General features: G+C 47.5%; 22 protein-coding genes. 3 read left to right on the top strand and 19 right to left on the bottom strand.

The features are described from left to right. Nucleotides 1–68: 68 nt before the first annotated feature. The 14 genes from HHL16_RS07730 to mraZ all read right to left on the bottom strand — a co-directional run bounded on the left by HHL16_RS07730 (nucleotide 69) and on the right by mraZ (nucleotide 17,535). Nucleotides 69–995, bottom strand: a complete 927-nt coding sequence (locus HHL16_RS07730) for a TIGR01777 family oxidoreductase (protein ID WP_169424548.1) — start codon at nucleotides 993–995, stop codon at nucleotides 69–71. 134 nt (nucleotides 996–1,129) lie between these two features. Further along, nucleotides 1,130–3,043 (bottom strand): cell division protein FtsZ, encoded by a 1,914-nt coding sequence (gene ftsZ, locus HHL16_RS07725; RefSeq protein ID WP_169424547.1) that lies wholly within the window; start codon nucleotides 3,041–3,043, stop codon nucleotides 1,130–1,132. Between the two features lie 100 nt (nucleotides 3,044–3,143). Continuing rightward, nucleotides 3,144–4,523 (bottom strand): cell division protein FtsA, encoded by a 1,380-nt coding sequence (ftsA, locus tag HHL16_RS07720; RefSeq protein ID WP_169424546.1) that lies wholly within the window; start codon nucleotides 4,521–4,523, stop codon nucleotides 3,144–3,146. A gap of 67 nt (nucleotides 4,524–4,590) precedes the next feature. Beyond that, nucleotides 4,591–5,643: a cell division protein FtsQ/DivIB gene (locus HHL16_RS07715; protein WP_169424545.1), complete on the bottom strand. Its 1,053-nt coding sequence runs from the start codon at nucleotides 5,641–5,643 to the stop codon at nucleotides 4,591–4,593. Nucleotides 5,644–5,658: 15 nt separating this feature from the next. After that, complete coding sequence (gene murC, locus HHL16_RS07710; RefSeq protein WP_169424544.1) at nucleotides 5,659–7,023, bottom strand: UDP-N-acetylmuramate--L-alanine ligase; 1,365 nt, start codon at nucleotides 7,021–7,023, stop codon at nucleotides 5,659–5,661. A gap of 23 nt (nucleotides 7,024–7,046) precedes the next feature. Further along, a complete protein-coding gene (gene murG, locus HHL16_RS07705) occupies nucleotides 7,047–8,159 on the bottom strand; it encodes an undecaprenyldiphospho-muramoylpentapeptide beta-N-acetylglucosaminyltransferase (RefSeq protein WP_169424543.1) in 1,113 nt (370 codons plus the stop codon). 12 nt (nucleotides 8,160–8,171) lie between these two features. Beyond that, nucleotides 8,172–9,437 carry an FtsW/RodA/SpoVE family cell cycle protein gene (locus HHL16_RS07700; protein WP_206022284.1) on the bottom strand — a complete coding sequence of 422 codons (1,266 nt, stop codon included), beginning with the start codon at nucleotides 9,435–9,437 and terminating at the stop codon, nucleotides 8,172–8,174. Between the two features lie 9 nt (nucleotides 9,438–9,446). After that, the gene (gene murD / locus HHL16_RS07695; protein WP_169424542.1) at nucleotides 9,447–10,787 is read right to left on the bottom strand and encodes a UDP-N-acetylmuramoyl-L-alanine--D-glutamate ligase; all 1,341 of its coding nucleotides are present in this window, start codon (nucleotides 10,785–10,787) and stop codon (nucleotides 9,447–9,449) included. Next, nucleotides 10,787–12,064 carry a phospho-N-acetylmuramoyl-pentapeptide-transferase gene (mraY, locus tag HHL16_RS07690; protein ID WP_169424541.1) on the bottom strand — a complete coding sequence of 426 codons (1,278 nt, stop codon included), beginning with the start codon at nucleotides 12,062–12,064 and terminating at the stop codon, nucleotides 10,787–10,789. Before mraY ends, murD begins: the two co-directional genes overlap by 1 nt. A gap of 28 nt (nucleotides 12,065–12,092) precedes the next feature. Next, complete coding sequence (locus HHL16_RS07685; protein ID WP_169424540.1) at nucleotides 12,093–13,559, bottom strand: UDP-N-acetylmuramoyl-L-alanyl-D-glutamate--2,6-diaminopimelate ligase; 1,467 nt, start codon at nucleotides 13,557–13,559, stop codon at nucleotides 12,093–12,095. A 19-nt stretch (nucleotides 13,560–13,578) separates the two neighbouring features. Beyond that, a complete protein-coding gene (locus HHL16_RS07680; protein ID WP_169424539.1) occupies nucleotides 13,579–15,726 on the bottom strand; it encodes a penicillin-binding protein in 2,148 nt (715 codons plus the stop codon). A 14-nt stretch (nucleotides 15,727–15,740) separates the two neighbouring features. Continuing rightward, a complete protein-coding gene (locus tag HHL16_RS07675; RefSeq protein ID WP_169424538.1) occupies nucleotides 15,741–16,139 on the bottom strand; it encodes an FtsL-like putative cell division protein in 399 nt (132 codons plus the stop codon). After that, complete coding sequence (gene rsmH, locus HHL16_RS07670; RefSeq protein ID WP_169424537.1) at nucleotides 16,136–17,062, bottom strand: 16S rRNA (cytosine(1402)-N(4))-methyltransferase RsmH; 927 nt, start codon at nucleotides 17,060–17,062, stop codon at nucleotides 16,136–16,138. The genes HHL16_RS07675 and rsmH overlap by 4 nt, the downstream gene beginning before the upstream one ends. Then, the gene (mraZ, locus tag HHL16_RS07665) at nucleotides 17,059–17,535 is read right to left on the bottom strand and encodes a division/cell wall cluster transcriptional repressor MraZ (RefSeq protein ID WP_169424536.1); all 477 of its coding nucleotides are present in this window, start codon (nucleotides 17,533–17,535) and stop codon (nucleotides 17,059–17,061) included. The genes rsmH and mraZ overlap by 4 nt, the downstream gene beginning before the upstream one ends. Before the next feature lie 451 nt (nucleotides 17,536–17,986). Here mraZ and HHL16_RS07660 point away from each other — a divergent pair, with 451 nt between their 5' ends. Next, complete coding sequence (locus HHL16_RS07660; protein WP_169424535.1) at nucleotides 17,987–19,264, top strand: S-adenosylmethionine:tRNA ribosyltransferase-isomerase; 1,278 nt, start codon at nucleotides 17,987–17,989, stop codon at nucleotides 19,262–19,264. 85 nt (nucleotides 19,265–19,349) lie between these two features. Here HHL16_RS07660 and HHL16_RS07655 read toward each other — a convergent pair whose 3' ends face one another. Continuing rightward, nucleotides 19,350–20,717: a HAMP domain-containing sensor histidine kinase gene (locus tag HHL16_RS07655; protein WP_240965921.1), complete on the bottom strand. Its 1,368-nt coding sequence runs from the start codon at nucleotides 20,715–20,717 to the stop codon at nucleotides 19,350–19,352. A 265-nt stretch (nucleotides 20,718–20,982) separates the two neighbouring features. Here HHL16_RS07655 and HHL16_RS07650 point away from each other — a divergent pair, with 265 nt between their 5' ends. Continuing rightward, nucleotides 20,983–21,534 carry a YqgE/AlgH family protein gene (locus HHL16_RS07650; RefSeq protein ID WP_169424533.1) on the top strand — a complete coding sequence of 184 codons (552 nt, stop codon included), beginning with the start codon at nucleotides 20,983–20,985 and terminating at the stop codon, nucleotides 21,532–21,534. 75 nt (nucleotides 21,535–21,609) lie between these two features. Here the strand turns inward: HHL16_RS07650 and HHL16_RS07645 are convergent, their stop codons facing one another. Then, complete coding sequence (locus HHL16_RS07645; RefSeq protein ID WP_169424532.1) at nucleotides 21,610–22,239, bottom strand: OmpW family outer membrane protein; 630 nt, start codon at nucleotides 22,237–22,239, stop codon at nucleotides 21,610–21,612. A 42-nt stretch (nucleotides 22,240–22,281) separates the two neighbouring features. Further along, nucleotides 22,282–22,914, bottom strand: a complete 633-nt coding sequence (locus HHL16_RS07640) for a DUF4136 domain-containing protein (protein ID WP_169424531.1) — start codon at nucleotides 22,912–22,914, stop codon at nucleotides 22,282–22,284. 365 nt (nucleotides 22,915–23,279) lie between these two features. Here HHL16_RS07640 and HHL16_RS07635 point away from each other — a divergent pair, with 365 nt between their 5' ends. Beyond that, entirely contained in the window at nucleotides 23,280–25,184 is a 1,905-nt protein-coding gene (locus HHL16_RS07635) for a T9SS type A sorting domain-containing protein (protein ID WP_169424530.1), read from the top strand. 3 nt (nucleotides 25,185–25,187) lie between these two features. Here HHL16_RS07635 and HHL16_RS07630 read toward each other — a convergent pair whose 3' ends face one another. Both HHL16_RS07630 and HHL16_RS07625 read right to left on the bottom strand, forming a co-directional pair. Further along, nucleotides 25,188–25,781: an HAD-IB family hydrolase gene (locus HHL16_RS07630; protein WP_169424529.1), complete on the bottom strand. Its 594-nt coding sequence runs from the start codon at nucleotides 25,779–25,781 to the stop codon at nucleotides 25,188–25,190. After that, the gene (locus HHL16_RS07625; RefSeq protein ID WP_169424528.1) at nucleotides 25,778–26,509 is read right to left on the bottom strand and encodes an SDR family oxidoreductase; all 732 of its coding nucleotides are present in this window, start codon (nucleotides 26,507–26,509) and stop codon (nucleotides 25,778–25,780) included. Before HHL16_RS07625 ends, HHL16_RS07630 begins: the two co-directional genes overlap by 4 nt. Nucleotides 26,510–26,513: the final 4 nt, after the last annotated feature.

Raw genomic sequence — 26,513 nt, 5'->3', positions numbered from 1 at the left:
CCGGGCAGATTTCTCTACCGTCCTTTTTATATCCCGCGTCCGGACGATGATCCGAAAAAGAGATGTCCCTATTTCTTCAATAGATTTTCGAGCGCAACACTCATGGAGGGATATAAAAACTGAAACCCTTGTCTGGTAACCTTTCCGCTGCTTACAGTAGCAGATTTCAGCACTTCCACACTCAGTTCACCGAGTACCAGTTTCAGTAAGAACGAAGGAACATTCACTTCTATACAGAATTTTCCTTTTATCTTTTTTGCAATGCCCTGTACCAGATGTTCATTAGTTACAGGCTGCGGAGATACTGCATTGTAGATGCCCTGCATAGACTCCTGCTCGATGGCATAGAGAAACAATCTCGTAATATCATCGATATGGATCCAGCTGATCATCTGCCTTCCGTTACCAAGAATAGCTGCAATGCCCATTCTGATGGGCTTTACAAAACTCGGCAATGCTCCTCCGGCTTTGCTCAACACAATTCCTGTACGAAGTATCACCAGTCTTTTTCCTGCTGCTGTTACAGGTTTCAGGCTGAGTTCCCATTGACGGCAGGTCTCTCCGAGATATTCCGTGTCGGCAGGATCTTCTTCGGTGAACATATTCTTTTCTTTGGGACGAATCTTATCATCGCCATACCAGCCGATGCCAGACGTGCTGATCACCGACTTAACTTTATTCGGATGCGATTGGAGGGTCTGCGCAATAAGTTCCCCTGATTGAACACGGCTGTCTACAATTTCCTTCTTTCTTTTCTTCGTCCAGCGTTTATCTGCAACATTGGCTCCGGCGAGATGAACGATATGATCGGCCTGCTGCACTGCATTCAGGTCGATGGTTCCTGCCGCGGGATCCCATTCAGCATAGGATACTGCGCCATGGGAAGGTCTCGCTTTTCGTGTGAGGATGATTACGCTGTATCCTTTTGCGGTCAGCATTTCTGTGAGAGCGGATCCTAACAGTCCGGTACCACCGGAGATAAGTATTGTTTGCATACACGAAAATTGAGTGCCTGTACAAATTTAGTCAAAAAAAATCCCTCCCGAGGAATCAGGAGGGAAACAACTAAAAACAACAATCGCTGTATTTGGTAATAGACTTAAATACAGGAAAGAGATAACTATTTTAATCAATCCGGTTTCTCACCATCCAGGAATGTATTAATGGTGGAAATGCTGGATTTATTGTTCTCATCATTCTTTACTTCGTAATTGCTGTAGAAATTCTCAACACTGCTGATGGTGTTGTAGAGTTCAAGATTGCGGCGGATATAAGCCGGCACAGTTTCAAACTCATTGTTAGGGTCGGCGCCGTTGATATTGAAACTGAGATTACGCAGTTTCTGAATACGTTCAGCAGCGCGACGTTTTTGATCTTCAGCTTCGTCCTGCATCGCAGGTTCCTCAACAGAAGAGGCCGTAACAACTGGTGGAGTCTGGTAGGCCCCAGGCATATCCGCCGCCTGAGTATCATCTTTGAACACCAGCTGCATGTCGTTAGGATCTTCTTCCTTAACGGGCTTCGCAACCGGTTGTTGCTGGATGGGCTGAATCACAGGTTTGGCTTGTTGCTTAGGCTCTTCAAATGCATTCTTCGTATTGTCTGCATAGATATTTGAAGGCCTGTTCAGAAACCCTCCGGCATTTCCGGAGCTGCTGCTATTGAAAGCGGCATTGCCGTTTTCAATCTGCTGTTGCTGTGTTGATTTCTGAGGTTGAGGATTTTGAACGGGAGCAGGTTCAGAAAGTACCCACTCGATGCGTTCGTTGGTATCGTTTGTACCAGCTGATTCGTCGCTATGGAAAAGCACCATCGGAGCAGAAGGTTCCTGCGAATCGAGATCAACCAGTTTTGGTTGCAGCTCTTCTTTGATGGCAGGTGGTTCCGGTGTTACCATCGGATAAACCGGCTCTTCTTTCTTCGGCATCATCACAGCAGCTTTGGTAGATGTGCTGTTGGCGGGTTGCTGCGAAACCGGAGGAGCCGGAGCAACTGCCGGTGCTTCTGCCTGCTGATTCAGGCTGAACAATACTTTTTCTTCTTTCTTAGGCTGCACTGCTTTTCTGGTGAAAGGATCGTTGTACTCGAAGCCTGTTGCGATGAGCGTGATGCCGATCTTTTCTCCGAGCGAATTATCGTATCCCAGACCAAGGATCACATCGGTTCCTTCGCCAGCCTGACTGAGCAGATGGTTCTGAATGGTATCCACTTCGTCCATGGTGAACTCGTGTTCGCCTTCGGCTGAGTTGATATTGATGAGGATCCATTTTGCTCCGCTGATATCGTTATCGTTCAGCAACGGAGAGTTCAGCGCTTCTTCGATGGCACGTTGTGCACGGTCTTCACCACCTACGGAAGCATTTCCGAGGATGGCTACTCCACCATTGCGCATTACTGTGCAAACATCCGCAAAATCGACGTTGATCTGACCCGTGCTGTTGATCACATCCGTGATACATTTTGCAGCAGTGGCCAGTACATTGTCTGCCTTCATGAAGGCTTCCTTCATTTTCAAATTACCGAACTGATGACGCAGTTTATCGTTGCTGATCACCAGCAGGGTGTCTACATATTGTTTGAGAGATTTGATTCCCTCTTCGGATTGGATCTGACGTTTCTTTCCTTCATAAGTGAAAGGAGTGGTAACGATGCCCACGGTGAGAATGCCCAGGTCTTTACAGATCTTGGAGATGATGGGAGCGCCACCGGTTCCGGTACCACCGCCCATGCCTGCTGTGATGAATGCCATCTTGGTATTCACTTCCAGAATGCGTTTGATCTCTTCGAGACTTTCTTCTGTAGCCTGACGGCCAATGTCTGGATTGGCGCCGGCGCCCAGCCCCTGTGTGAGGTGCGGCCCCAGCTGAATTTTATTGGGAACTTTGCTCTGCGCAATAGCCTGTGCGTCTGTATTGCAGATAATGAAATTCACACCTTCGATATTCTGATCGAACATGTGATTGACAGCATTGCTGCCGCCACCACCCACACCAATTACCTTGATGATGGACGATTTCTCTTTCGGTAAATCAAAATGAATCATAGCTTTCGTTTTGTGTCTCACCAGGCCTCTACTCACCTGAAAGCCCATCCGGAGACTGTTTCTAATAATGGGTTAGTAAAAATCGGTCGGGTTCCGGGGGTTAAAGAGCGTGATCTTCTTCTTCTTTGAACAAGTCGATGATACCATCTTTGAACTTGCCCCAGAAGTCTTTGATCCCTTTGCGATTCTTTACTTTTTCGGATTGCTCCATTTCTACAGGTTCTTCCATAACCTTTTCCTCGATCGCTGCTTTTTTCAGCGCTTCTGGAATTTCCACTTTTCTGAACTGGTGTTCGAATTGTTTACGGTTGTTCTCGTAATCGGAATATCCTTTGAGGATAAGACCGATACAGGTTGAGTAAGTTGGTTTGGCCAGCTCCTCGATATGTCCGGCTGCGAGATGCTCGGTAGGGAAACCGATTCTTGCATTCAGTCCGGTTACATATTCTGTCAGCTGAATCAGGTGACGCAGTTGCGCACCACCACCAGTGAGCACGATGCCGCCATTCAATGTGCGGTTATCCAACCCAACCTGTTTGAGATGGTAGGTCACAAAATCCATGATCTCATTCATACGCGCCTGAATGATGTTGGCGAGGTTCTTCACGCTGATCTCTTTTGCAGGCATGCCTCGGAGACCGGGAATAGTGATGAACGCATTGCCTTTTGCTTCATTGGCCAGTGCGCTTCCGAATTGCACCTTCATCTGCTCAGCCTGGGTTTTGAGAACACCGAGGCCGGTCTTGATGTCGTTGGTGATATTTTCTCCTCCGAAAGGAATTACTGCTGTATGTTTCAGGATACCTTCATAGAACACGGCGAGGTCGGTTGTACCACCACCAATGTCAACAATGGCAACACCTGCTTCCAGGTCTTCGTGTCCCATCACAGCCGCAGCAGATGCCAGCGGTTGCAGCACCAGGTCTTTGGTATGCAGTCCACTCTTCTCAACGGCACGGTTGATATTGCGGATGGCATTTTTGTCGCCGGTGATGATGTGGAAGTTGGCGCCGATCTTCACACCGCCATATCCGATTGGATTAGGGATGTTCTGAAAGTTGTCAACCGTAAATTCCTGTGGGATCACATCGATGATCTGATCTCCTGCAGGGATATAAGTTTTGTATTGATCTGCGATAAGCTGGTCGATCTCGCGATGAGTGATCTCCTCTTCGGTATGCTGACGCACAATATCACCGCGGGTTTGCAGGCTCTTGATATGATGACCGGCAATACCTACGTACACTTCATTGATCTCGAGATTGGGATTGGAAGCATAGCAGTTGTCAAGCGCCATCTGAATGGCCTTGATGGTTTCATCGATGTTCAAAACCTGGCCATGTTTTACTCCGTTGGAGTTAGCACGACCAAACCCAATGATCTCCAGTTTCCCGTATTCGTTCTTTCGACCCGCAATCGCTGCGATCTTCGTTGTGCCGATATCCAGCCCAACGATGATGGGTTGTTGCTCATTGTTCATAAATTATCCTGTTTTTAGTTGTTGTTATCTGACTAGTTTGTTTTTTTTAGTTATTGACGGTTCTTCGCTAATGGGAATTGGGTTTTGGCATAACTGCCTTGGGTCTGTTATCCGTTGGCTTCGCCTGAACATTCAACGGTTTAGCCGGGGTTTCATAGGAACGGCTTTTCGAAGGTGGATTTTTCTTACCGTTGGGTTGGTTAGTCCGTTTCGGTACAGGCCTGGAATCTATGGGTGGTTTTTCGGTGTTAACCGTATTCACCTTCGCTGCCGATAAGGTGGAGGTAGTGCGGCTGAATGCACTATCTGCCAATACGGGCAAAGGCTTAGGGGGCGGTGCAGCTCCTCCTCTTACTCCAATCACCTGACGCTCGAACTGCACATTGATTCTGCTATACGTGTCCATTCCGGTTTTGCTGAGCACATCTTTGTAGAAGATCAGCAGTCTGCGGAATTTCTTTTCATAATCTGTTCCGTTTCCAAACTCTATCACGTGACGCCCGATGGTGGGTATCATTTCAAACTTTCTGTCCGGTGTGATATCTACCTGCGCTATCTGAGCCATCCACAAAGGATCTTTCAGCATAAAGGCGCTCATCATCCTGATATCTGCCATCAATGCGCTGTCTGCCGTTCCGAGTTTTGCTTTGTCTGTAGGGAATGCTGTAAACACAGGCAATCTTGCAGACAGCTTGGAACTCAACGGCAGCCGGTTGCCCGCGCTGTCGATGTAAAAACTATTTCCTGTTACAGTAAAGATCCTCGCAAGCGGTTCACTTTCTGTAATGGATACGCGCAATACATTGTTATTATCAAAGAACAGATTGGCATCTTTCACCCATGGTGATGTCTCCAGTTTATTTTCGAGCGCGCGAAGATCGAACGATTTTAGCGAACGGCCACGAATAACTTTTGCTCCGTCGTTGGAAAGTACTGCCAGAATATCTTTTTTGTCGATGAACCAGTGATCTCCTCCACCTGCGATTTCGATATCGTATCCTTTGCAGGTATCATCACTGCGTTGATTCATGGCTTTCACAGACAGTACAATCACTGTTACTCCGATGATCAACCAGAGTAAGAAGATGAGTACTTTCTTTGCTTTTCCCTTTTTAGCCATTGTATCAACTGTTCCTTATTGTGTCAGCATGGTTTTGATCGGCTGAAGCAGGGTATCGATATCTCCTGCGCCGGCTGTGATCAACAACCAGTTCTCTTTCTGATTTTGTTTGATGTATTCCAGGATCTGCGGCTTGTCCAGAATTTGTTTGTTTTCCAAAGTCATCTGGTCGAGTATCAGACTGCTGGTCACTCCTTCGATGGGTAATTCCCTCGCAGGATAGATCGGCAACAGCACTACTTCGTCCGCCAGATCGAGACTTTCGGCAAATTCCTTTGCGAAGTCGCGCGTGCGGGTGAAGAGATGCGGTTGAAATATCACGGTGCATTTCTTGTCGGGGAAGAGCTTGCGCGCTCCGCTGATCAATGCCCGCAGCTCTTCGGGATGGTGCGCGTAATCGTCCACAAACACCAGCGATGGTGTTTTGATCATGTACTCGAACCGGCGCTTCACTCCTTTGAAACTGGCTACTGCCGCTTTTATCTTATCGTCTGCTATGCCGAGATGATGTGCTATCATGATGGCAGCAGTGATGTTCTCTACGTTATGCAATCCGCCCATATTGAGTGTGATATCTTTCAGCTGCCAGAGGCGCGTGATCACATCGAAATGGTAACTGCCGTTCTCCATGCGGATATTGTCCGTATGGATGTCTGCATTTTTATCGTGCAGACTGTAAGTGATCTGGTGAGTAGATTCCAGTGCATCGCTTCTCTTGAGACCATGCTTGCTGATCATCCATCCTCCCTGTTTCACTCTTCTGGAGAATTCGATATAGGCTTCTTCCATTGCCTCTGGTGTTCCGTAGATATCGAGGTGATCTGCATCCATGGCAGTGATCACGGCGATATCCGGACTGAGACGAAGGAAACTCCTGTCGTATTCATCTGCTTCCACCACACATACATTGCGTTCGTTACTCCAGTAGTTGCTGTTGTAATTCACGGCCACTCCACCGAGGAAGGCATTGCATCCGTATCCGGTATCGCGGAGGATATGCGCAATCATGGTAGTGATGGTGGTTTTGCCATGCGTGCCTGCCACGCAGATATTGAATGAACCGGCAGTGATCACACCCAGCACTTCACTGCGTTTCATCAGAGGAATGTGGCTGTTCTGATACCAGTTCAGTTCGCTATGGTTTTTCGGAATGGCAGGTGTATACACAACCAGGTCGGCATCTTTGGGAGCCAGCTCCAGATTGTCGTCGTAGTGAACGGGAATACCTTCTGCTGTCAGTTGCTTTGTGAGCACTGTTTCAGTTTTGTCGTATCCGCTCACTTCACGTCCGTGGAATTTGAAGTAGCGCGCAATGGCGCTCATTCCGATTCCACCGATGCCGATGAAGTATACCTTTTTTATGTCTTCCAATTGAACCATATATCCTGTGGCATTGCTGCCGCTTATTTGATTGCTTCTAAAATTGTTGTTGCGATCTGCTGATCTGCATTGGTTACGGCCAGCTTGCCGATGTTCTGCTGCAGTTCGCGTTGTTGTGCTTCGTTCTTTGCCAGTGCAATTACTGTTGGAACCAGTTTCTCTCTCGCTTCACTATCCTTCACCAGCAGTCCGGCATCTTTGTCTACCAGATGTTTCGCATTCACCGTCTGATGATCCTCTGCAGAGAACGGATAAGGAACAAAAACAGCCGGTTTCTTCTGCACACATAATTCAGCGATGGCCATGGCTCCGGAACGCGACACCACAATATCTGCTGCTGCATATGCGTTCTCCATCTTAGTGATGAATGCATCGGTCCACACATTGTCGAATCCTTTCACACGGGCCGCAGCCTTTGCTGCATAAGGCTTTCCGGTTTGCCAGATCAGCTGCACATTGTTCTGCGCAAACGCTTCCAGCTCTGCATCGATGGCTTCGTTGATGCCTTTGGCACCAAGGCTTCCACCGGTTACCAGCACCGTTTCCTTTGCAGGATCGAGGCCGAAACTTCTGCTCGCTTCTTCACGCGTTACATGCTGCTGCACGATCGCTTCGCGAACAGGATTGCCCGTTATCTGCAACTTTGCGGCCGGAAAAAATTTCTCCATGCCATCTGTTGCCACAAATATTTTCGTTGCATTTTTTCCGAGCATCATATTGCTCTTGCCTGCAAACGAATTCGATTCGTGAATGAAAGTGGGAATTCCTTTTGCCTGTGCATATTTCAGTACAGGAAAAGTGGAATATCCACCAACACCGATGGCGGCAGCCGGACCAAACTCATTCACGATCTTTCTTACCTGAAAGAAGCTTTTGATGAGCTTGAATGGCAGTCCGATATTTTTAAGCAAAGAACTTCTGTTGAATCCGGCAATGTCGATACCCTTGATGGTATAACCTGCCTGCGGCACTTTCTCCATTTCCATTTTTCCTTTCGCTCCGATGAACAGTATCTCGATGGATGGATCGGCTTTCTTCAGTGCATTGGCGATTGCGATGGCGGGGAAAATATGTCCGCCTGTTCCGCCTCCTGCTATGATGATTCGTTTTCCGCTATGTTGATTGCTCGTGCTCATGATTTCAGTTCGCTATGCGTTTACTTCGGGTACCGGTTCTTTTCCTTCGAGTTGTTCTACGTTCCTCGCCACACTCAGAATGATGCCAATAGCCAGACAGGTAAAGAGAAAACTGCTTCCTCCCATACTCACCAACGGCAGGGTTACACCTGTTACGGGGAAGAGATTCACTGTTACCGCCATATTGATCAGGGCCTGTATCACCAGTGTGAAACTCAGTCCCAATGCCAGAAATGCGCCGAATGCATACGGGCATTTTCTGAAGATGCGTATACACCTGAACAAAAAGATCAGGTAGATAAATATGATGATGGCACCACCCAGTATTCCATATTCTTCTATGATGATGGCATAGATGAAGTCTGAATAAGGGTGAGGCAAAAAGTTTCTTGTTTCGCTGTTGCCGGGTCCGAGTCCGAGAATGCCACCTTTGCTGATGGCTATTTTCGATTGGTTGATCTGATAGTTCTCGTCCTTATCCAGCTGTTTGTTGTCGTATACGAAATTCTGTACACGTTTTATCCAGGTGGGCATACGGCCAACTTCGAGCATCGCAGGAAGGTCTTTCGATCGTCCTTCGGATTTATCGTAGTAAGCCACTGCGATGGTAACGAGAATGATCACCGGCACAAGCGCCACGCCGATTGTCATCAGCAGGTGTTTTCCGTTAACGCGACCAATGAACAGCAGCAACATGCTGGTTGCACCAACCATCAGTGCTGTTGAAAGGTTCGCGGGGGCTATCAATGCACAAATGATCACTACCGGAGTGATCACAGGAATAAAGCCTTTTCTGAAATCTTTTATCACATCCTGCTTCTTGCTCAACAACCGCCCCAGATACATGAACAGTGCGAGCTTGGCGAGATCCGACGTTTGGATGGTGAGGTTGATGATCGGGAGCCTGAGCCATCGGCTTCCTTCGTTCAGCCTCACCCCGAAGAAGTAGGTGTAGATCAGTAATGGTATCGAAACGAGAAACAGTATCCGCGCCACGCGTGTGTAGATGGTGTAATTAACTCTGTGCGAGAAATAGATCACCGCCATACCCACTGCAATGAACGCAACCTGTTTGAACAGATAGATCTCGGTATTGCCTTTGTTCATTTTGTAGGCCAGCAATCCTGTGGAGCTGTACACTACCAGTACCGACACCAATGCCAATAGCAGTACCGCAGCCCAGATGACTTTGTCACCACGGGTCTTACTCCACAACCTGTTCCCCATTTTCTGGGGACTGGTCAACTCATCGAAGGATATGTCTCTGCTATTGCTCATGATCGGTTATTACAATTCTTTCACGGCATCTTTGAACTGGGTGCCTCTGTCTTCATAGTTCTTGAACAGATCGAAGCTGGCGCAAGCAGGGCTCAGCAGAACTACATCACCTTTGTTGGCGAGGTGGAAAGCTGCATGAACGGCTTCGCGTGCATTGCCTGTGTTCACGATCACGGGAACATCGTTCTGGAAAGCTTCGTGGATCTTTCTGTTGTCGGTACCCATGGCTACAATGGCTTTCACTTTCTCTTTCACCAGGTCCATCATGGAGCTGTAGTCGTTGCCTTTGTCTACACCGCCGAGAATGAGGATGGTTGGTTTCTCCATGCTCTCCAGTGCATACCATGTACTGTTTACGTTTGTAGCCTTGCTGTCGTTGATGAAGTCAACGCCGCGCACAGTGGTTACAAACTCCATACGATGCTCCAGGCTTTCGAAGGTCTGAACTGCATCACGGATCTTCTCTTTACGGATGCCGAGTACGGAACCCGCGATACCTGCTGCCATCGTGTTGTATTGATTGTGCTTTCCTTTGAGAGTGAAATCATAAACGCTCATTTGCATTTTCTCATCACCAGTCGCAACAGTCATTTGGCCGTTTTTGATGTATCCTCCTTGGTTTGGCTCTTTGTTCATAGTAAATGGTAATAGGTTAGATTTGATAGCGAACCGTCCGATATACTCCATCGTTACAGGATCGTCTTCACAATAAATAAAGTGATCGTTGGCAGTTTGGTTTTCAACGATCCTGAACTTGCTTTTTATGTAATTCTCAAACTTATACTCGTATCTGTCCAGATGATCTTCTGTGATATTGGTGAGGATAGCCACATCTGGTCTGAACTCTTTGATATCATCGAGCTGAAAGCTGCTGATCTCGGCAACGTACAGCTCTTTCGGATCGAGGGCCACCTGTTTGGCAAAGGAATAACCGATGTTTCCAACGAGCGCCACATCCAGTCCTGCTGTTTTGCAGATATGATAAGTGAGCGAAGTGGTGGTGGTTTTTCCGTTTGCGCCGGTGATGCCGACGATACGGCTGTTGCCTTTGTAACGATACGCCAGCTCTATCTCGCTGATAATGGGAATGCCTTGCTTGCGGATCTTTTTTACCAGTTCATTCTTTTCGGGAATGCCGGGGCTCTTCATCACTTCATCAGCATTCAGGATGGTGGCTTCGGAATGGCTGCCTGCTTCGTAAGCAATGCCATGCGCTTCCAGTTCTTTCCTGTATTTATCGGCAATGGTTCCGCCGTCGGATACGAACACATCGTATCCTTTCAGCTTGCCGAGAATGGCTGCTCCTACTCCGCTTTCACCGGCTCCCAGTATGATCAATCTTTTTGCCATTATCTGATCTTCATTGTTACTACAGAGAACACAACGCACAACAGTGTTACAATCCAGAACCTTGTTACAATTTTCGCTTCATGATATCCCAGCTTCTGATAGTGGTGATGCAGCGGACTCATGAGGAATATCCTTCTTCCTTCTCCGTATTTCTTTTTCGTATACTTGAACCAACTTACCTGCAGTGTTACACTCAGCACTTCTACCAGAAACACACCACAGAAGATCGGGATCAATAATTCTTTTCTTACGATGATGGCCAGCGCTGCGATGATGCCACCGAGTGTAAGGCTGCCCGTATCGCCCATGAACACCTGTGCGGGATAGGCATTGTACCAGAGAAATCCGATACAGGCCCCGATCATGGCACCGATGAAGATGCTCAGCTCACCGAGATTGGGGATGTACATGATGTTCAGGTATTCCGCAAACCGCAAGTTGCCGCTAGCATATGCGAAGATGCCGAGACAGGCCCCAATGATAGCGCTGGTGCCGGTTGCAAGCCCATCCAGTCCGTCGGTGATATTGGCACCGTTAGAAACCGCTGTCACAATAAAGATCACGATCACGATGTAGAGCAACCAGGTGAATCCGCGAAGCGCTTCCGGCAGCAACTTGGAATAGTTGAACTCATGGCTCTTCACAAATGGAATGGTGGTGATGGGTGCATCAGCCTGCACGAAATATTTTGTTTTACCGTCGAGTGTGCGTTTGATGATGGTGGTATCATTCGCGTTAACCGGACCGGTATAATCTCTCAGAACTTTTGTGTTATCATTAAAGAGGATCACGCAGGCTACCACAATACCTAATACTACTTGTCCGAGTACTTTGAACCATCCCGCCAATCCGTCTTTGTCTCCTTTTTTATATGCTACACCTTGTTTCTGCGCGAGTTTCTTGGCGCGGAGTTTCAGGTAATCGTCGATGAAACCGATGATGCCGAGCCATACAGTGGCGAAGATCATGAGGCGGATATACGCCTTGTTGAGATCTGCCAGCAGCAAAGTGGGAACCAGAATGGCGAGGATGATGATCAGTCCACCCATTGTTGGCGTTCCTTTCTTTTGTTGTTCACCTGCGAGACCGAGGTCGCGCACAGATTCGCCCACCTGCTTCTTCAGCAGATATTTGATCAGCTTTTTGCCGAACACGGTGGTGATGAGCAGTGAGAGAATAACGGCCAGCATTACGCGGGATGTAATGAACTGGAACAATGCGCTCCCAGGGAATTTCACTCCGAGTTCTTTAAGCCATTCTGTTAAGTGATACAACATGCTGGTTCGGTATTTTGAGCTTTTAAGGTTACTTATCTAACAAATCAAACATTTCCTGCAATACCTGTTTATCGTCGAAGGGATGTTTCACTCCTTTGATGTCCTGGTATTTTTCGTGGCCTTTGCCTGCTATCAGCACAATGTCTTCAGGATTGGCGAGGCTCACTGCGGTTTTGATGGCTTCTTTTCTGTCGGCGATGGAGATGAATTTGCGCTTTGCAGCGGTGTTCAGTGTTGCCTCCATATCTTTCAGGATCTCCAGCGGATCTTCACTGCGCGGGTTATCGGAAGTGAAGATGGCTTTATCGCTGTGCTCACAGGCGATCTCACCCATCTGCGGACGTTTAGTTTTGTCCCGATCGCCGCCGCAACCAACTACGGTGATGATCTGTTCGTGACCTTTCCGCAATTTTTTGATGGTGGCGAGCACATTCAACAGCGCATCGGGCGTATGGGCATAATCCACAATCCCGATCACCTGGCCATTCTTTGAAATGATGTAATCGAACCTTCCTTCAGCTCCGGTGATATTGCTCAATACACGCAGCACTTCGTGCTTATCTTCTCCCAGGCAAATGGCTGCGCCATAGACTGCGAGCAGATTATAGGCATTGAACTCACCGATGAGACGGAAATGCACTTCCTGATCGTTGATGGTCATCACCAGTCCGGTGAGTGCATTCTCAATTATCTTTCCTTTGAAGTCTGCGAGGGTGCGCAGGCTGTAGAAATATTTGTGTGCGGCTGTGTTCTGCAGCATCACAGCACCGCGTTTATCATCTGCATTGGAAACAGCAAATGCATCGGAGGGCAGTCCGTCGAAGAAAGCTTTCTTCACGCGGATGTACTCATCGAATGTTTTGTGATAATCCAGATGATCGTGTGTGATATTGCTGAAGATGCCACCTGCATAGCGGAGTCCGCTGATGCGATGCTGATGGATAGCGTGCGAGCTGGTTTCCATGAACACATGGGTGCATCCGGCGTCGAGCATTTCTTTCAGCAGAGCATTGAGGCTGATGGCATCGGGAGTGGTATGCGTTGCAGGCACCACTTTGTTGCCGATATGATTTTCCACGGTACTGAGCAAACCACAGGTATGCCCAAGGCCGGAGAAGAGTTTATACAATAAGGTAGCGATGGTTGTTTTTCCGTTGGTACCGGTAACGCCCACCAGTTTGAGTTTTTCAGAAGGCTGACCGTAGAAATTGTGTGCGATCAATCCGGCAGCAGCATGACTGTTCTCAACCTCAACATAGGTAACACCTTCTTTCAGTTCCGCAGGCATTGTTTCGCAGATGATGGCGATGGCGCCCTGCTCCACTACTTTGCTGATATAATCGTGTCCATCGGAAGCCACACCTTTTTGAGCGATGAAAGCCTCACCCGCGCCCACTTTGCGGGAGTCGAGCTGTAACGCTTTCACGTCTACACGGGTATCGCCGTGAACGGAACGGATACGCACTTTGTACAAGATGTCCTGCAGAATTGCCATGCCTGTTATCTGATAATAATTAATTCAATGCTATCGTTACTGCCTGTCCCTTTTCGATAGATGTTCCGGGCAGTATATTTTGCGAATTCACTTTTCCTCTTCCGAGCACATTTACTTTCAACTGCATATTCTCCAACAGGTAGAGTGCATCTTTCAATCCCATTCCTCTCACATCGGGCATTGTTTTTTTGGAAACCGGTTGCCCGTCCAGTACCGGTTGATAGTTCACAGCGTACATTCTGCTCCACTCATCTTTCTTCACAGAATCTTTGTACTTCCATTGCATGGCTTCCATGATAAGGCGCAGATCGTCTGCCTGTCCGGCATAGAGATAATTGCTGCTGTCTTTTCTCATGCGCGCTACGCGGTAGCTGTCGTTGCTGTTGTCTTTGTCTGCGTTCAGTGCATAGAGTTTGTCTGAGATCTCTTTGAACACCGGACCAGCAATGGCAGCTCCATAATATTTAGCAGCGAAGGCTTTGTTGATCACCACCACAATAACACTGTATTGCGGATCCTTCGCGGGGAAATAACCGGCGAAGCTCGATTGATAAATATGATCTACATATCCTCTGCTTCCGTTGGCCACCTGTGAGGTTCCGGTTTTGCCGGCCACTTCGTACGGTGCGCCTAAAAAGAGCTTGTATCCTGTACCTCCGGGTGTGGTGCACACCGAATGGAGGCAGTATTGTAATTTCTTCAGTGTTTCCTTGCTGCAGATGGCTTCTTCCAACACTTCGGGTTCGTACTGTTTTATCACCTGTCCGTTTTCCTGAATGGAATTCACGAGATAGGGTTTCATCATTTTTCCATCATTCGCCACAGCGTTGTAGAGCATCAGCGATTGCAGCGGGCTCACCAGCACTTCGTAACCGAAACTCATCCAGGGCAGCGTAGTTCCGCTCCAGGTGCGGTCTTTGGGCGATTTCACTATCGGCCTTGTTTCTCCCACGAGTGAAACGCCGGAGAGTTTATCGAAACGCAGTCTTCTGAGATGATCAGTGAACTGCGTTGGTTTTTTGCTGTAGTAGGTGGTTACCAGTTTTGCCATGCCTACGTTGGAACTGCGGTCGAATGCTTCTTTCACGGTTACATCGTGGCGGCCATGTTCTTCGGAATCGTACACGGTGCGCGTCATGTAACGCCATACACCACCTTCGAGATCCACGTGCTGATCTAGCGAAATGTATTTGTCTTCGAGCAGGCTCAGCATGGTGGCGAGTTTGAAAGTAGATCCCGGCTCTGATGCGCGGAGCGCGTAGTTGAGATCTTCAAAGTAAGAGCCGTCTGGCCTGCGGCCGAGGTTGGCGATCGCTTTGATCTTTCCGGTTTTCACTTCCATCACCAGTGCCGTTCCGTTGGTGCACTCATTTTCGCTCAGCACTTTTAAAAGAGCGTTCTCTGCAATGTCCTGAATGTTTACATCGATGGTGGTAACCACATCTTTTCCATTCTGGGCTTCGATCTCGGTTCCTTCCACCGGAACGTATACTCCTGCTGCTACTTTGCGCATCAGCTTCTTTCCGGTCTCTCCCTTGAGCAGCGAATCGTAGGTGAGTTCGAGACCTACGTTGGTGTTCTTCATTTTTCCGTCGCTGTCGATGTACTCGCGGCTGAGGCCGATGGTACGGTTGGCGAGGAGCCCGAAGGGATTGAGTCTTTTATCTTTCACTTCTGCGATGAAACCACTCTTGTCTTTTCCCTGTTTTACCAGCGGAAGTGTGCGGAGGGTTTTGTACTGCTGGAAGTTGATATTCTTTTTCAGGAGATAGTATCTGTTCTTCTTGCGATAACCGTTTTGCAGAAGGGTTTTGTATTCCTGACTGCTCATATCCTGAAACAAATCAGCCAGCCCGATGGCCAGCGAATCGATATTGTCTTTAAATCTTTGTCCGTTTTTTGCTCTCAGTCCTTCTGCCGCAAAGTCGATGTAGATATCGAAGTAAGGGATGGAAGTGCTGAGCATCGATCCATCTTCTGAGTAGATGGTGCCGCGTTCCGCATCCGTTTCGATGTATTTCTCCATTTGCTGATTGGCTTCAGCGATCCAGTGTGCGCCCTGGAATTGCTGAATGTAGAAAGCGCGACCGAGAATAGCGATGCTGAACACCACTACCAGAATAAATGCGAGGTATACCCTCCATAATATGTCGCGTTTTACTTCCACGTTGCTTTTCCTCTTTATCGTTTTTTAACTGAGTCTGCTTTGTAAATTGAATCTCTCAGCACAATTGGCGGAACGGTGAGTTCTTTCAATCCGAATGTATCAACAGCTTTAGCGAGTTCGCTTTGTTTGCTTCGGTACATCACTTCGCTTTTCAGCGTTTTGTATTCGTAGTGCAATTCTTTCAGCTCTTTGCTTACTTTATTGATGCTGCGAATGGTTTTGTCTGCATAGTGTCCATTATAGATGTACACCACTGCGAGACCTGCGAGAAAAAGGAAGAAAGGAATATTTCTGGTGATCCAGCGGTAGCTGAAGATCCGCCTCCACTCTCTTCTTGCTTCGCGGGCTTCTTTTTCCTCGCGTGCATCTTTCGATAACGGCTTCGCTTCCTTTATTGCTTTTTCTTCACTCATATAAATTTCTCAGCTACCCTCAGCTTGGCGCTGCGGGAGCGGGGGTTTCTTTTTAGTTCGGCATCTGAAGCGGTTACCGGTTTTTTGGTAATGATCTTAAACACCTGTTCAGCGGGTTGATTGCCGAATGGATCGGTGAGATCGGTATCTTCAAAACTGCCTTTGCGGAAAAAATTCTTGACAATCCTGTCTTCCAGAGAGTGGAACGTGATGATAGCAGCACGGCCACCTGGTTTCAGTAGAGAAGGAATTTGTTGCAGCATATCTTTCAACGCTCCCAATTCATCATTCACTTCAATGCGCAACGCCTGGAAAACCTGGGCAAAGTATTTATTGGGATTTCCTTTTACCACGGAGTGAAGGGCCTGCTTGAAGTTTGCGATGGTTCGCATGCTTTGAGTGCCTCTCTTTTCGATGATGGTTCTCGCGAGTGTTTTGGAATTGGTTACTTCGCCATACTGCTCAAACAGTTTGTGCAGTTGTTGTTCGGAGTAAGTGTTCACAACGTCGAAGGCGGTGAGTGCCTGTCGTTTGTCCATTCTCATATCGAGATCGCCGTCGAACCGGGTAGAAAATCCACGTTCTGCTTCATCGAACTGGTGACTGCTTACGCCGAGGTCGGCAAGGATACCGTCAATGGGGATGGCGTTATGCAACCGGAGGAAACGTTGCAAGTGGCGGAAGTTATGCGGAACGAAAGTTACTCTCGGATCGTCTGGGAGATTCTGGCGTGCATCTGCATCCTGATCGAATGCGATGAGTTTGCCATTGTCGCCGAGCTGACGAAGAATTTCGCGGGAGTGTCCTCCGCCGCCGAAAGTGCAATCAACGTAAGTTCCATTGGGATTGATGTTCAATCCCTGCAGTACTTCCTGCAGCAAAACGGGCACGTGATATTCACTATGTTCAGATTCGTTTATCATACATCCAGGTCCGATGAGGCACTGTCGGCGCCTGCCATCACCTGATGTGCCAGTTGACTAAAATTGTCAGATGAAGAAGATTCAAAGAACTGTTGGTACTTTACTTTATCCCAGATCTCTATTTTGTTAACGGCTGAAACCACCACAATGTCTTTATCCAATCCAGCATGTTCTTTCAGATTGGGTGGAACAAGTAAGCGACCCGCGGAATCCAACTCGATATTGGTTGCGCCGTTCAGGAACTTTCTCCTGAATTCGCGTACCTTAGGGTCGAAATCATTCAATTTGCTTAATCTGGAAAATATCGGCTTCCAGCTAAGTGTGGGATACAGAACGAGGCAAGGTTCGAAGCCTCTGTTGATCACAAACTGGGTACCTGCTTCTTCCGGGATCTGCTTTTTTAGGGCAGCCGGAAGGAGAAAACGCCCTTTGGCGTCCAGCGTAGCTTCATATTCACCCAGAAATTCAATCATTTACAAAGGAAAATTACCTGTATCCCATTTATAAACACAAAATAACACTTTTTCCCACGAACGGTGAGAGATTTGGAAAATTTAATTTTTCCACAGGCTTGCATATTTCAAACCCGCTCCCAGCGCTACTTTCAAGCCTTTATGTGCAAAACCTGCACGCCTAATGTGAATTTCATGTGGATTTACTGTCGAAACCTGTGCGTATCCTGTGCACATGCGGCTTTCCTGCTTCAAAATCAATGAGTATGGGAAAAGTGGTTTATGCACAGAATTTCATCCTTCCGAAACATGCTCTTCTGAAAATTTCAAAATCGGGTTTGGTGGGAATTCCGACCCTTTTTTTGGTTTTGGTGGGAAAAAATGTCAAACCGCCTCTCAGTATCTCTCTACATTTTCCTTTCTCCAATGCTTTAACTTTGATCGATTTTCTGACGAAACTTACTTGAGGCTCATGCATCCAAAACACCTATCCATCAAGGATTTCACCTATGAATTACCAGATGAACTGATCGCCAGATATCCGCTTCCGGACCGGGACGCCTCGCGCCTGCTGATCTGGAAGAATGCCAATATCCGCGAAGATTTTTACCGCAACCTCGATCAATACCTTCCCAACGACTCCCTGCTCGTTTTCAACAATACCCGCGTAGTTGCGGCAAGATTGCTGTTTCAGAAGCATACCGGAGGCATGATCGAAATTTTCTGCCTTGAGCCACATTCCCACTATCCGGACATCACCACCGCGATGGCTTCCAAAGGAGCCGTTACCTGGATGTGCCTCGTAGGCGGCGCCTCCAAATGGAAGCCCGGTACCGTGCTCGAAAAGAAAATCCCCTATCATCAGGGAGAACTTTTACTGCATGCACGCATCGCAGATAAAATTCAGGGAAGCTTCATCATCGAACTGAGCTGGAATGCGAGCAGCCTCACTTTTGCAGAAGTGTTGCATCTCGCCGGCGAAATGCCGCTTCCGCCGTATATCAAGCGCAGAGCGGAATTCAGCGACCTCGACCGGTACCAGACCATCTATGCCGCACATGAAGGTTCCGTAGCGGCACCCACTGCCGGACTCCACTTCACCGACAGGCTCTTTCGCAAACTCGACGTAAAAAATATTCAACGCAGCTTTGTTACGCTCCATGTAGGCGCCGGTACTTTCCAGCCGGTAAAAGCCGACACACTCGAAGAACATCCGATGCATATCGAATTCATCGAAGTAACGGTGGAGAGTATCCGAAATCTGATCAAACATATCGACGATCATATCACTGCCGTAGGCACCACTTCTTTACGAACCATCGAATCGCTCTACTGGCTAGGACTGAAAGTGATCAACGAACCCGATATATCCGTTGATCAGCTGGTGGTAAAACAATGGGATGCATACGAAATGGAATCTACCATTCCTGCCAAAGCTGCGCTGGTAGCGCTTTTGCAGTATCTCGAAAACAAACATATTCCCCGTCTGCTCACGCGTACCCAACTGCTGATTGCACCGGGCTATAAGATCAGAATTCCACATGCACTGGTTACCAATTTTCACCAGCCGCAATCCACTTTGCTGTTGCTGGTTGCAGCATTTGCCGGCGCAGAGTGGAAGAAGATCTACAAGTATGCGCTGGAAAAAGAATTCAGGTTTCTGAGTTATGGAGATGGATGTCTGCTGTTCAGGATCCCTCCTCCGATTCCGGGAGCAACGGGTGCGCCATCGCATCATAAAGTGCTTTGATCTGTTCAGAAACAGATCGAATTCCTAAAAAGCAAATCGCCCGAAGATTCATTCTCCGGGCGATTTTTATTCAGATGAAATCTGTTTATGCCAGCTCTTCAGCAGATTCTTTCAGCAAAGGAAACTCCAGTGTAAAGATGGAACCCTTACCAAGCGTACTATCCACTTTGATCTTGCCATGGTGCGCATCCACAATGGTTTTCACGTAACTCAGTCCAAGTCCGAAACCCTTTACATTATGGATATTGCCGGTATGCGCGCGATAGAATTTCTCAAAGATCCTGCGAACAGTTTCTTTGCTCATACCAATGCCATTATCCTCGATCCGCACCACAAGATTCTTATTGGTGCTGTGCGTAGTGATCTTGATAGCGAGATTATCGTTTGAATATTTTACCGCGTTGTCGATCAGATTGGAGAAGAGGTTGCGAAAATGCACAGGATCCGCTTCTACGAAGTCGCGGCGCGCATTGAGCTGAAGCTCAGCACTGCCCTGCTTTTCCTGCAATTGCAAGGTGTAATTGCCGATCATTTCGTTCAGCATTTCGTGTACATGAACAGGACGCTTGGCGAGCTGCAATTCCTGACGATCCATCACAGCAGCCTGCAGAATGGTCTCCACGTGTTTGTTCATCCTTTTGTTCTCTTCCTTGATGATGCCGCTGAAGTAATCCATCTTCTGCCGGTCTGCCAATACTTTATCGTTCCGCAGTGCATCCACTGCCAGCGATATGGTGGCTAGCGGCGTTTTGAACTCATGCGTCATGTTATTGATGAAATCGTTTTTGATCTCACTCATTTTCTTCTGACGCATCAGTGCAGACACGGTTACATAGAATGCAAGAATGATCACTATGGTGAAGAAGATGGCGCCGATGATCATCCAGCGCATCTGTTTCAATACGAGTTTCTTTACGTTGGGAACCACTACCATCATCACTTCTTCGGGCACCAGGTTTTCGAGATCACTGCCACTTTCCGGCTGGAAGTAGTACACCAGTTGCAGGTTGTTCACCGTATCCTGCCAGAGGTTGAGGAAATTGGGCGAACGAAGTTCGTAATGCATCAGGTTTACATTGGCCGTTATGGCAAACTCGAACTTGATGCCTTTGAGGCCTTCCTGACTATCGAACGATTTCTGCAGTTTTTCCTGCACTTCAAATTCCGTGAATTTCTGCGCTATGGTAGGCGGCTTCATCAGTTCGAGACGGAACTGCTCTGAAGGCCAGCTGAGTCCGGGTTTGTTGCGGAAACTTTTGAGCGTAGGCAAAGTGCCTTTTTGCTCCAGCAACGACTTGCCTACTTCATCCATGGATCGCACGAGTTTCGATTTGAACTCATGCTGTTTCTCTGCTTCCATGGTGAGCAGCCAGTTGTACTGTACATAGATTGTACCGATCAGTGAAAGACTGATCAGCACAATAATTACAGGAAATATTTTCCTCAGTTGCAAATGATATGTTTTTGTATTCCTTATCATTACCCGCGGTACTCCGGCAGCAATCCCCGATTGGGGCGATGGTTCAGTTTTCCTCAGCAGGTAATTTCAAACGGCAAATTTAATGAATGGGTGATGAACAGCTTGGCACAGCAATTTATGCCATAATCCTTTTAACTAAGTTTTATCAATGTCCAACGCTAACTTAGGAAGATTTGACCAACCTTCCTTTTTTTAAACAATCATTTTGTCAATAATATATAAGTCTTAATTTAGAAATATGATAGCTCCAGGTCCAGGTACGTTGTTGATAGCAGAGCCGTTTCTCAAGGACCCCAATTTCATGAGAACGGTGGTATTTCTGTGTGATCATCAGGAAGAAGGAAGTTTTGGTTTCGTGATCAATAAAACGTTCAACCATACACTTGATGAACTGATGAATGACCTGGAAGAACTGAAACTCCCCGTGTATTACGGAGGTCCCGTTCAAACGGATACCATCCACTTCCTTCATCAGTATCCCGATCTCATTCCCGGCAGCTTCGAAGTAATGGAAGGCATTTACTGGGGCGGCGATTTCGAAACCGCCATTGCACTGATCAGGGAAGGATCCGTAGATCTCAACAAGATCCGCTTCTATATTGGTTATTCAGGCTGGGGCAACGGACAGCTCAATGATGAGCTGAAAGAAAAAAGCTGGCTCACTGCACACGCTACGCGTAAGCTGGTATTCCATCGCAAGATCGATGAGATCTGGAAAGATGCCCTGAAAGAACTGGGCGGCGATTATGAGCTGATGGCCAATTACCCCATCGATCCTCAATTAAATTAATTCAATAAAAAAGCCCCCATCCGAAAACCGGACGAGGGCCAATGTAAGGGGTGAACCAAACTCATCTTAACCAAATCACTCCAAAGGAAACTTCACACCAATACCACCACCCCAGTTACTTAATTGTTTCACTCCATTATAATTGAATGGCATGTAATTGTAGTTTGCATTGAGCGTAATACCTGTGAGGTTATTCTTTCCAAAAGGAATGAACACACCAGCTTCGGGTCTCAGAGCAAATCCGAATTTTGTTTTTGTGTTGGAGAACTCTCCGAGAAACTGACGATAGAACACCAGGTTACCACCTACTCCAACGCCTGCATATGGCTGTACTGCTGCATTTGGGAGGAAGTTGTACTGACCCGTTGCCAGTATCGGAACCACCTGAATGGAATTGCTCACTACAGCAGAGATGTCTCCACCTTCTACCAGTTTATAATTTGCGCGTGGATGTTTTTCATAGAAATCCTGGTAACCGGTTCCTAATCCGATTGAGATCTTATCGGTTACTCCATATAATACATTGGCTGTCCAGCCGCGGAAAGATGTTTTGCTAACATCATCTTTAAAAGAGCCCAGCGGGGAAGCGATATTGTATCCAATATTCAGTTTGGTAACGCCTTGCTGTGCCTGGCTTTGATTGGGAATCAGGGCCACAAGCAGCGCACCGGCTATCATCGAAGCAATAATGCTGATCTTTTTCATAATTCGTTTTTTTCTGTTCGGTAATCAATTGCGTTGATCTGCTTACTTTTTGAAGTAGGGCGACTGATCAAACAAAGCTTTGATCTGGCTCTCGCCTGCACCTGGACGGAAAATTCCGGAACCACGTATGAGACCATTCCAGATGCCTTTGATCTTTTTATCCGCTGCGGCATTCTTCAGATCCAGCGCATCGATGGAAAGCGCACCTTCTTTAATGGAGTACACTCCATAGAATCCGCCCCATCCATAACCGTAACCGGGATAACCCCAATACCATGGATCCCAGATGCCGGGATAACCACCCCAGTAATCAGGATAACTTACAATACCAGTGTAAGTATTGTACACTCTGCTGATATTGATACCGAGATCAGGATGCTGATCTTTTGTTACCAATGTATATCCGCGCGATTGCAGATTTGCTTTCGTTGCATTGATAAATGCAGCGTCCGCATCGGTAAGTGATTTCTTTTCCAGTTTATTGTTATTGATAACTGCTACAGAGTCCGACACACTGAATGTGGCGTAGGAAGAAAAGTTCGCGGTGCTGTCGCGATTGGTAATATAGATTCTGCTTTCTTCTTCGGTCATGTTCTTTAGCGGGTCTTTGGTGCATCCTGCCAGCACCAGCACAGATGCTGCTGCAACACCAATGGTTAAGATGACATTTTTCATAATCCTGTTTTTTTTAGTCCTCCCTTAGACTGCGCAAAGTGAGTGCCTGTTTAACCGGCATGTTATGAGCTTAACAGTACCCTAACACATATTAAAACCAACTTAAAAAAATACTGCATTTGAGAGCGGCTGTTAACCAAAGAGTTAAAACGGCATTAAAGAAACAGACTGACAGGCTGCAACTTTTACATGCCAGATTTACGAATTCCCGTTGCAGTACATCCTCGTAGAAACACTGTAAAACGGCAAAGCGGAAACACTCGATTTTGAGCTGCTTTCTGCAATGGGAGCCGGTTTCAGCGCCTTCGGCACAACGATTGCGGGTATATATTACCCGTATCCTTTTAACTCTTTAATCCGACCTCATGAAAAATCTATTACTCATTCTGTGCGTATTGGTGTGCACGCATGCGCATGCCCAGCTCACTCCCAAAAGTCTCATCGCCGCCAACAAAGACTTCATCGGATTTTATGAATTCAAACCCCTCGATTACGATGTCGCAGGAACAGAAAAATATCCATTGATTGTTTTTCTGCATGGCTATGGCGAAAGAGGAAATGGCACTACCGATCTTCCCGGTGTACTCTTCAACGGTTTGCCAAGAAACATCAATGAAGGACATAAAATGCGCTTCTTCTGGAATGGCAAATGGGAAACGTTCTTTGTGATGATACCACAACTCAACAAAGACAAATACAGTTTCTGGCAGAACTTCTATGTAGATGAAATGATCAAATATGCGAAGACCAATTATCGCATCGATGAGAACCGCATCTTTCTCACCGGCCTGAGCATGGGCGGTGGCGGAACATGGAGCTACTGCGGAACCTCACTCGACAACGCCAAACAATTTGCAGCCATCGCCACCAGCTGCGGCGCCTGCCAGAGCACCGACTGGTGCAATATCGCCAAAGCAGACCTGCCCATGTGGAGCTTCCATGCAGAAGACGATAACAGCGCTGCACCTGTAAGCTGCACCAAAGGAACCATCACCAATATCAGAACCAACTGCAATCCCAAAGTAGATCCTTACATGACCATCTGGCCAACCGGTGGGCATGGCATCTGGGGCCGCGTGTACGACACCGATCACAACTGGCAAAACCCCAATGTGTACGAATGGTTTCTCGGCCAAAACAAAAGCCTTCCCATCAATCAGCGACCTATAGCGGATGCTGGTCCGGATGTAACGATAGCCACTTCAAAAGCAACCGTAAACCTCAGCGCCGTTCACTCCAAAGATGCGGATGGCAAACTGGTTCGGTTCATCTGGAGAAAGGTATCCGGACCAGCCGCAGGCAGCATCACCACTGCAGTTTCAGAGGATGGCAATACGAAAGTAACCGGACTCACCACCGCAGGTGTGTATCAGTTTGAATTGAAGGCAGTGGATGATCGCGCAGACTGGTCGCTCGATGTAGTGAACATAACAGTGGTAAGTGGTACCACACCTAATATTCCACCTGTAACGGAAGCAGGTCCCGATCAGACAGTGCTCATTCCCGAAGCAGATCTCAACGGAGGCAAATCTTATGATCCCGACGGAACTGTAGTGAGTTATCAGTGGACCAAAATCGAAGGCCCGGCAGTGTACAAACTCGATGGCAGTTCAACAGCAGTACCTAAAGTTTCCAATCTGCTCATCGGCGATTACAAATTTGAATTGCAGGCAACCGATAATCTCGGCGCCACAACCAAAGACACGGTAGTGATCAAATCGCTCTCCGTGGTGTTACCGGTAAAACTGAAATCGTTCTCTGCAACGCCGTCTGGATGGAGCACACAGCTCAGCTGGACAACACTCGACGAAGGCGGCGACGAGCAATTCGAAATCGAGGCCAGTGAAAACGGTCAGCAGTGGGCTCCCGTTTACAGCGCAGGCAGTGCAGGAAAAAGCCAGCAGCAAAACTATAGCTGGATGCACTCGCAGGGGCAGAACTATTACCGGCTCAAAATCATTTCGAGCGGAAAAAATATCTATTCATCCATCATCTCCATTCACAGAACAGCAGCAAAGACCGGATTGGAATTCTATCCCAACCCAGTGCAACAAACATTATGGGTGAAAGTGAGCAATCAGGAGAGAGGGAAGATATCCATCCGTATTCAGAACACCGAAGGACAACTGATCAGTGAAACGCTCTGGAACAAGCAGCAGGACCAGCTTTCAGCCAGCGTAGACACCCGATCGCTCAACACAGGCATCTACTTTGTAGCCATCAGCAACAACAGCGGCTGGCGCGAAGTAAAAAAGATAGTGAAGAAGTGAAACTTATCTGAATGGTTTGTAGAAACAAAAGGTGGCAAGCTCAAGCATGGGCTTGTCGCCTGATGTATCTCCATAACACCAGATCTGCTGGTATTGTGATAGATCATATGCTTCACGAATACGACGTACTTTTTCCTCGCCGTAACAGTTTTGTCCGGCAATATTTCCGGTGATGCGCCCATCCTTTACTTCCAGACGTGTAGCCAGCAACTGCACTTCCATTTCGTCGCACCAGGGGCGAAGCCAGTTCTCCGGAGATGCAGACACCACCACAATTTCAGCCCCTTGCCCTTTCAATAATCCAATCTCATGCAGCGCTTTTCCGCGCACTACCAGTGGCATGGCACGCACAGCATAATCGAGACAAAATGCATTGAATTTTTCTACAGGAAATTTTCCGAAGAAGAAACGCAGCACGCGTTGCTTTGCATCGTGGTTGCTGATGATGCCCAGCTTGTATGCAACAATAAAAGGACTGTTCAGCAGAAACCCCAGCATAAATTTCCAGGGACCAAAAGTATACCGCAGCATTTCGAGCATGGTATCTTTCGAGGTGATCGTTCCATCAAAATCAAGAAAGGCAATCCGTCGGCTCACAGTTTTAGTTTTTTGAACATGAATTCCGGAATCGATTTGATGATCAGCATGATCCATCTCCAGAACCATTTCACATATACCACATTCTTCTTCTTTGCCACTGCATTGAATACGGTATTGGCTACAGCATCAGGCGTTGCAGTCAGCAGGGGTGGCAGTTTCATGTTGTCGGTCATGCGTGTGTACACAAATCCGGGTTGTACACTAACGATATGTACGTTTTCATGGAACATACGGTTTCGTAATCCCGAAAGATATGCGGTGAAACCCGCTTTGGCACTGCCGTAGTGGTAATTGCTTTGCCTTCCTCTCTCCCCTGCTACGGAGCTGATGCCGGCAATCGCCCCCTTTTTCTGCGCAGCAAAATAATTGCTGATCACATTCAGAATCGATACTGCTCCTGTGTAGTTGGTGGTGATGATCTTTTCAGCTTCGCTCCAGTTAGCGCGCGCAGTTTCATTATCACCCAGATATCCGAACACGCATACAGCGATCTCCGGTTTCTGTGGCAGCGCATGAAAGAAACTTTCGTGCGATGCAAAGTTGGCAGCATCGAATTCGTGCAGGCTGCATTCCCTGTTGTAACGAATGCTCAGGTCGGATTGAAGAGGTTTCAGGCGCTCCACATTACGCGATGCGAGTTGCAGATCATATCCTTTGCCGGCATATTTTTTTGCGATGGCAATGGCTATGTCGGACGTTGCGCCAAGGATCAGTACAGTAGGCATTATG

The sequence above is a fragment of the Pseudoflavitalea sp. G-6-1-2 genome (genome assembly GCF_012927185.1).
In the GTDB taxonomy this organism is placed as follows: domain Bacteria; phylum Bacteroidota; class Bacteroidia; order Chitinophagales; family Chitinophagaceae; genus Pseudobacter.
Note: the sequence above shows the minus strand (reverse complement) of the source record. Positions and strands in the feature narration are given on the sequence as shown.

What these genes read in the sequence shown, in the direction of transcription:
- HHL16_RS07730 (WP_169424548.1), bottom strand. Translation starts at nt 995, where the DNA reads ATGCAAACAATACTTATCTCCGGTGGTACCGGACTGTTAGGATCCGCT.
- HHL16_RS07650 (WP_169424533.1), top strand. Translation starts at nt 20,983, where the DNA reads ATGATAGCTCCAGGTCCAGGTACGTTGTTGATAGCAGAGCCGTTTCTC.
- HHL16_RS07635 (WP_169424530.1), top strand. Translation starts at nt 23,280, where the DNA reads ATGAAAAATCTATTACTCATTCTGTGCGTATTGGTGTGCACGCATGCG.
- HHL16_RS07675 (WP_169424538.1), bottom strand. Translation starts at nt 16,139, where the DNA reads ATGAGTGAAGAAAAAGCAATAAAGGAAGCGAAGCCGTTATCGAAAGAT.
- murD (WP_169424542.1), bottom strand. Translation starts at nt 10,787, where the DNA reads ATGGCAAAAAGATTGATCATACTGGGAGCCGGTGAAAGCGGAGTAGGA.
- HHL16_RS07645 (WP_169424532.1), bottom strand. Translation starts at nt 22,239, where the DNA reads ATGAAAAAGATCAGCATTATTGCTTCGATGATAGCCGGTGCGCTGCTT.
- rsmH (WP_169424537.1), bottom strand. Translation starts at nt 17,062, where the DNA reads ATGATAAACGAATCTGAACATAGTGAATATCACGTGCCCGTTTTGCTG.
- HHL16_RS07625 (WP_169424528.1), bottom strand. Translation starts at nt 26,509, where the DNA reads ATGCCTACTGTACTGATCCTTGGCGCAACGTCCGACATAGCCATTGCC.
- HHL16_RS07640 (WP_169424531.1), bottom strand. Translation starts at nt 22,914, where the DNA reads ATGAAAAATGTCATCTTAACCATTGGTGTTGCAGCAGCATCTGTGCTG.
- HHL16_RS07715 (WP_169424545.1), bottom strand. Translation starts at nt 5,643, where the DNA reads ATGGCTAAAAAGGGAAAAGCAAAGAAAGTACTCATCTTCTTACTCTGG.
- murC (WP_169424544.1), bottom strand. Translation starts at nt 7,023, where the DNA reads ATGGTTCAATTGGAAGACATAAAAAAGGTATACTTCATCGGCATCGGT.
- ftsA (WP_169424546.1), bottom strand. Translation starts at nt 4,523, where the DNA reads ATGAACAATGAGCAACAACCCATCATCGTTGGGCTGGATATCGGCACA.
- ftsZ (WP_169424547.1), bottom strand. Translation starts at nt 3,043, where the DNA reads ATGATTCATTTTGATTTACCGAAAGAGAAATCGTCCATCATCAAGGTA.
- mraZ (WP_169424536.1), bottom strand. Translation starts at nt 17,535, where the DNA reads ATGATTGAATTTCTGGGTGAATATGAAGCTACGCTGGACGCCAAAGGG.
- murG (WP_169424543.1), bottom strand. Translation starts at nt 8,159, where the DNA reads ATGAGCACGAGCAATCAACATAGCGGAAAACGAATCATCATAGCAGGA.
- HHL16_RS07660 (WP_169424535.1), top strand. Translation starts at nt 17,987, where the DNA reads ATGCATCCAAAACACCTATCCATCAAGGATTTCACCTATGAATTACCA.
- HHL16_RS07685 (WP_169424540.1), bottom strand. Translation starts at nt 13,559, where the DNA reads ATGGCAATTCTGCAGGACATCTTGTACAAAGTGCGTATCCGTTCCGTT.
- mraY (WP_169424541.1), bottom strand. Translation starts at nt 12,064, where the DNA reads ATGTTGTATCACTTAACAGAATGGCTTAAAGAACTCGGAGTGAAATTC.
- HHL16_RS07700 (WP_206022284.1), bottom strand. Translation starts at nt 9,437, where the DNA reads ATGAGCAATAGCAGAGACATATCCTTCGATGAGTTGACCAGTCCCCAG.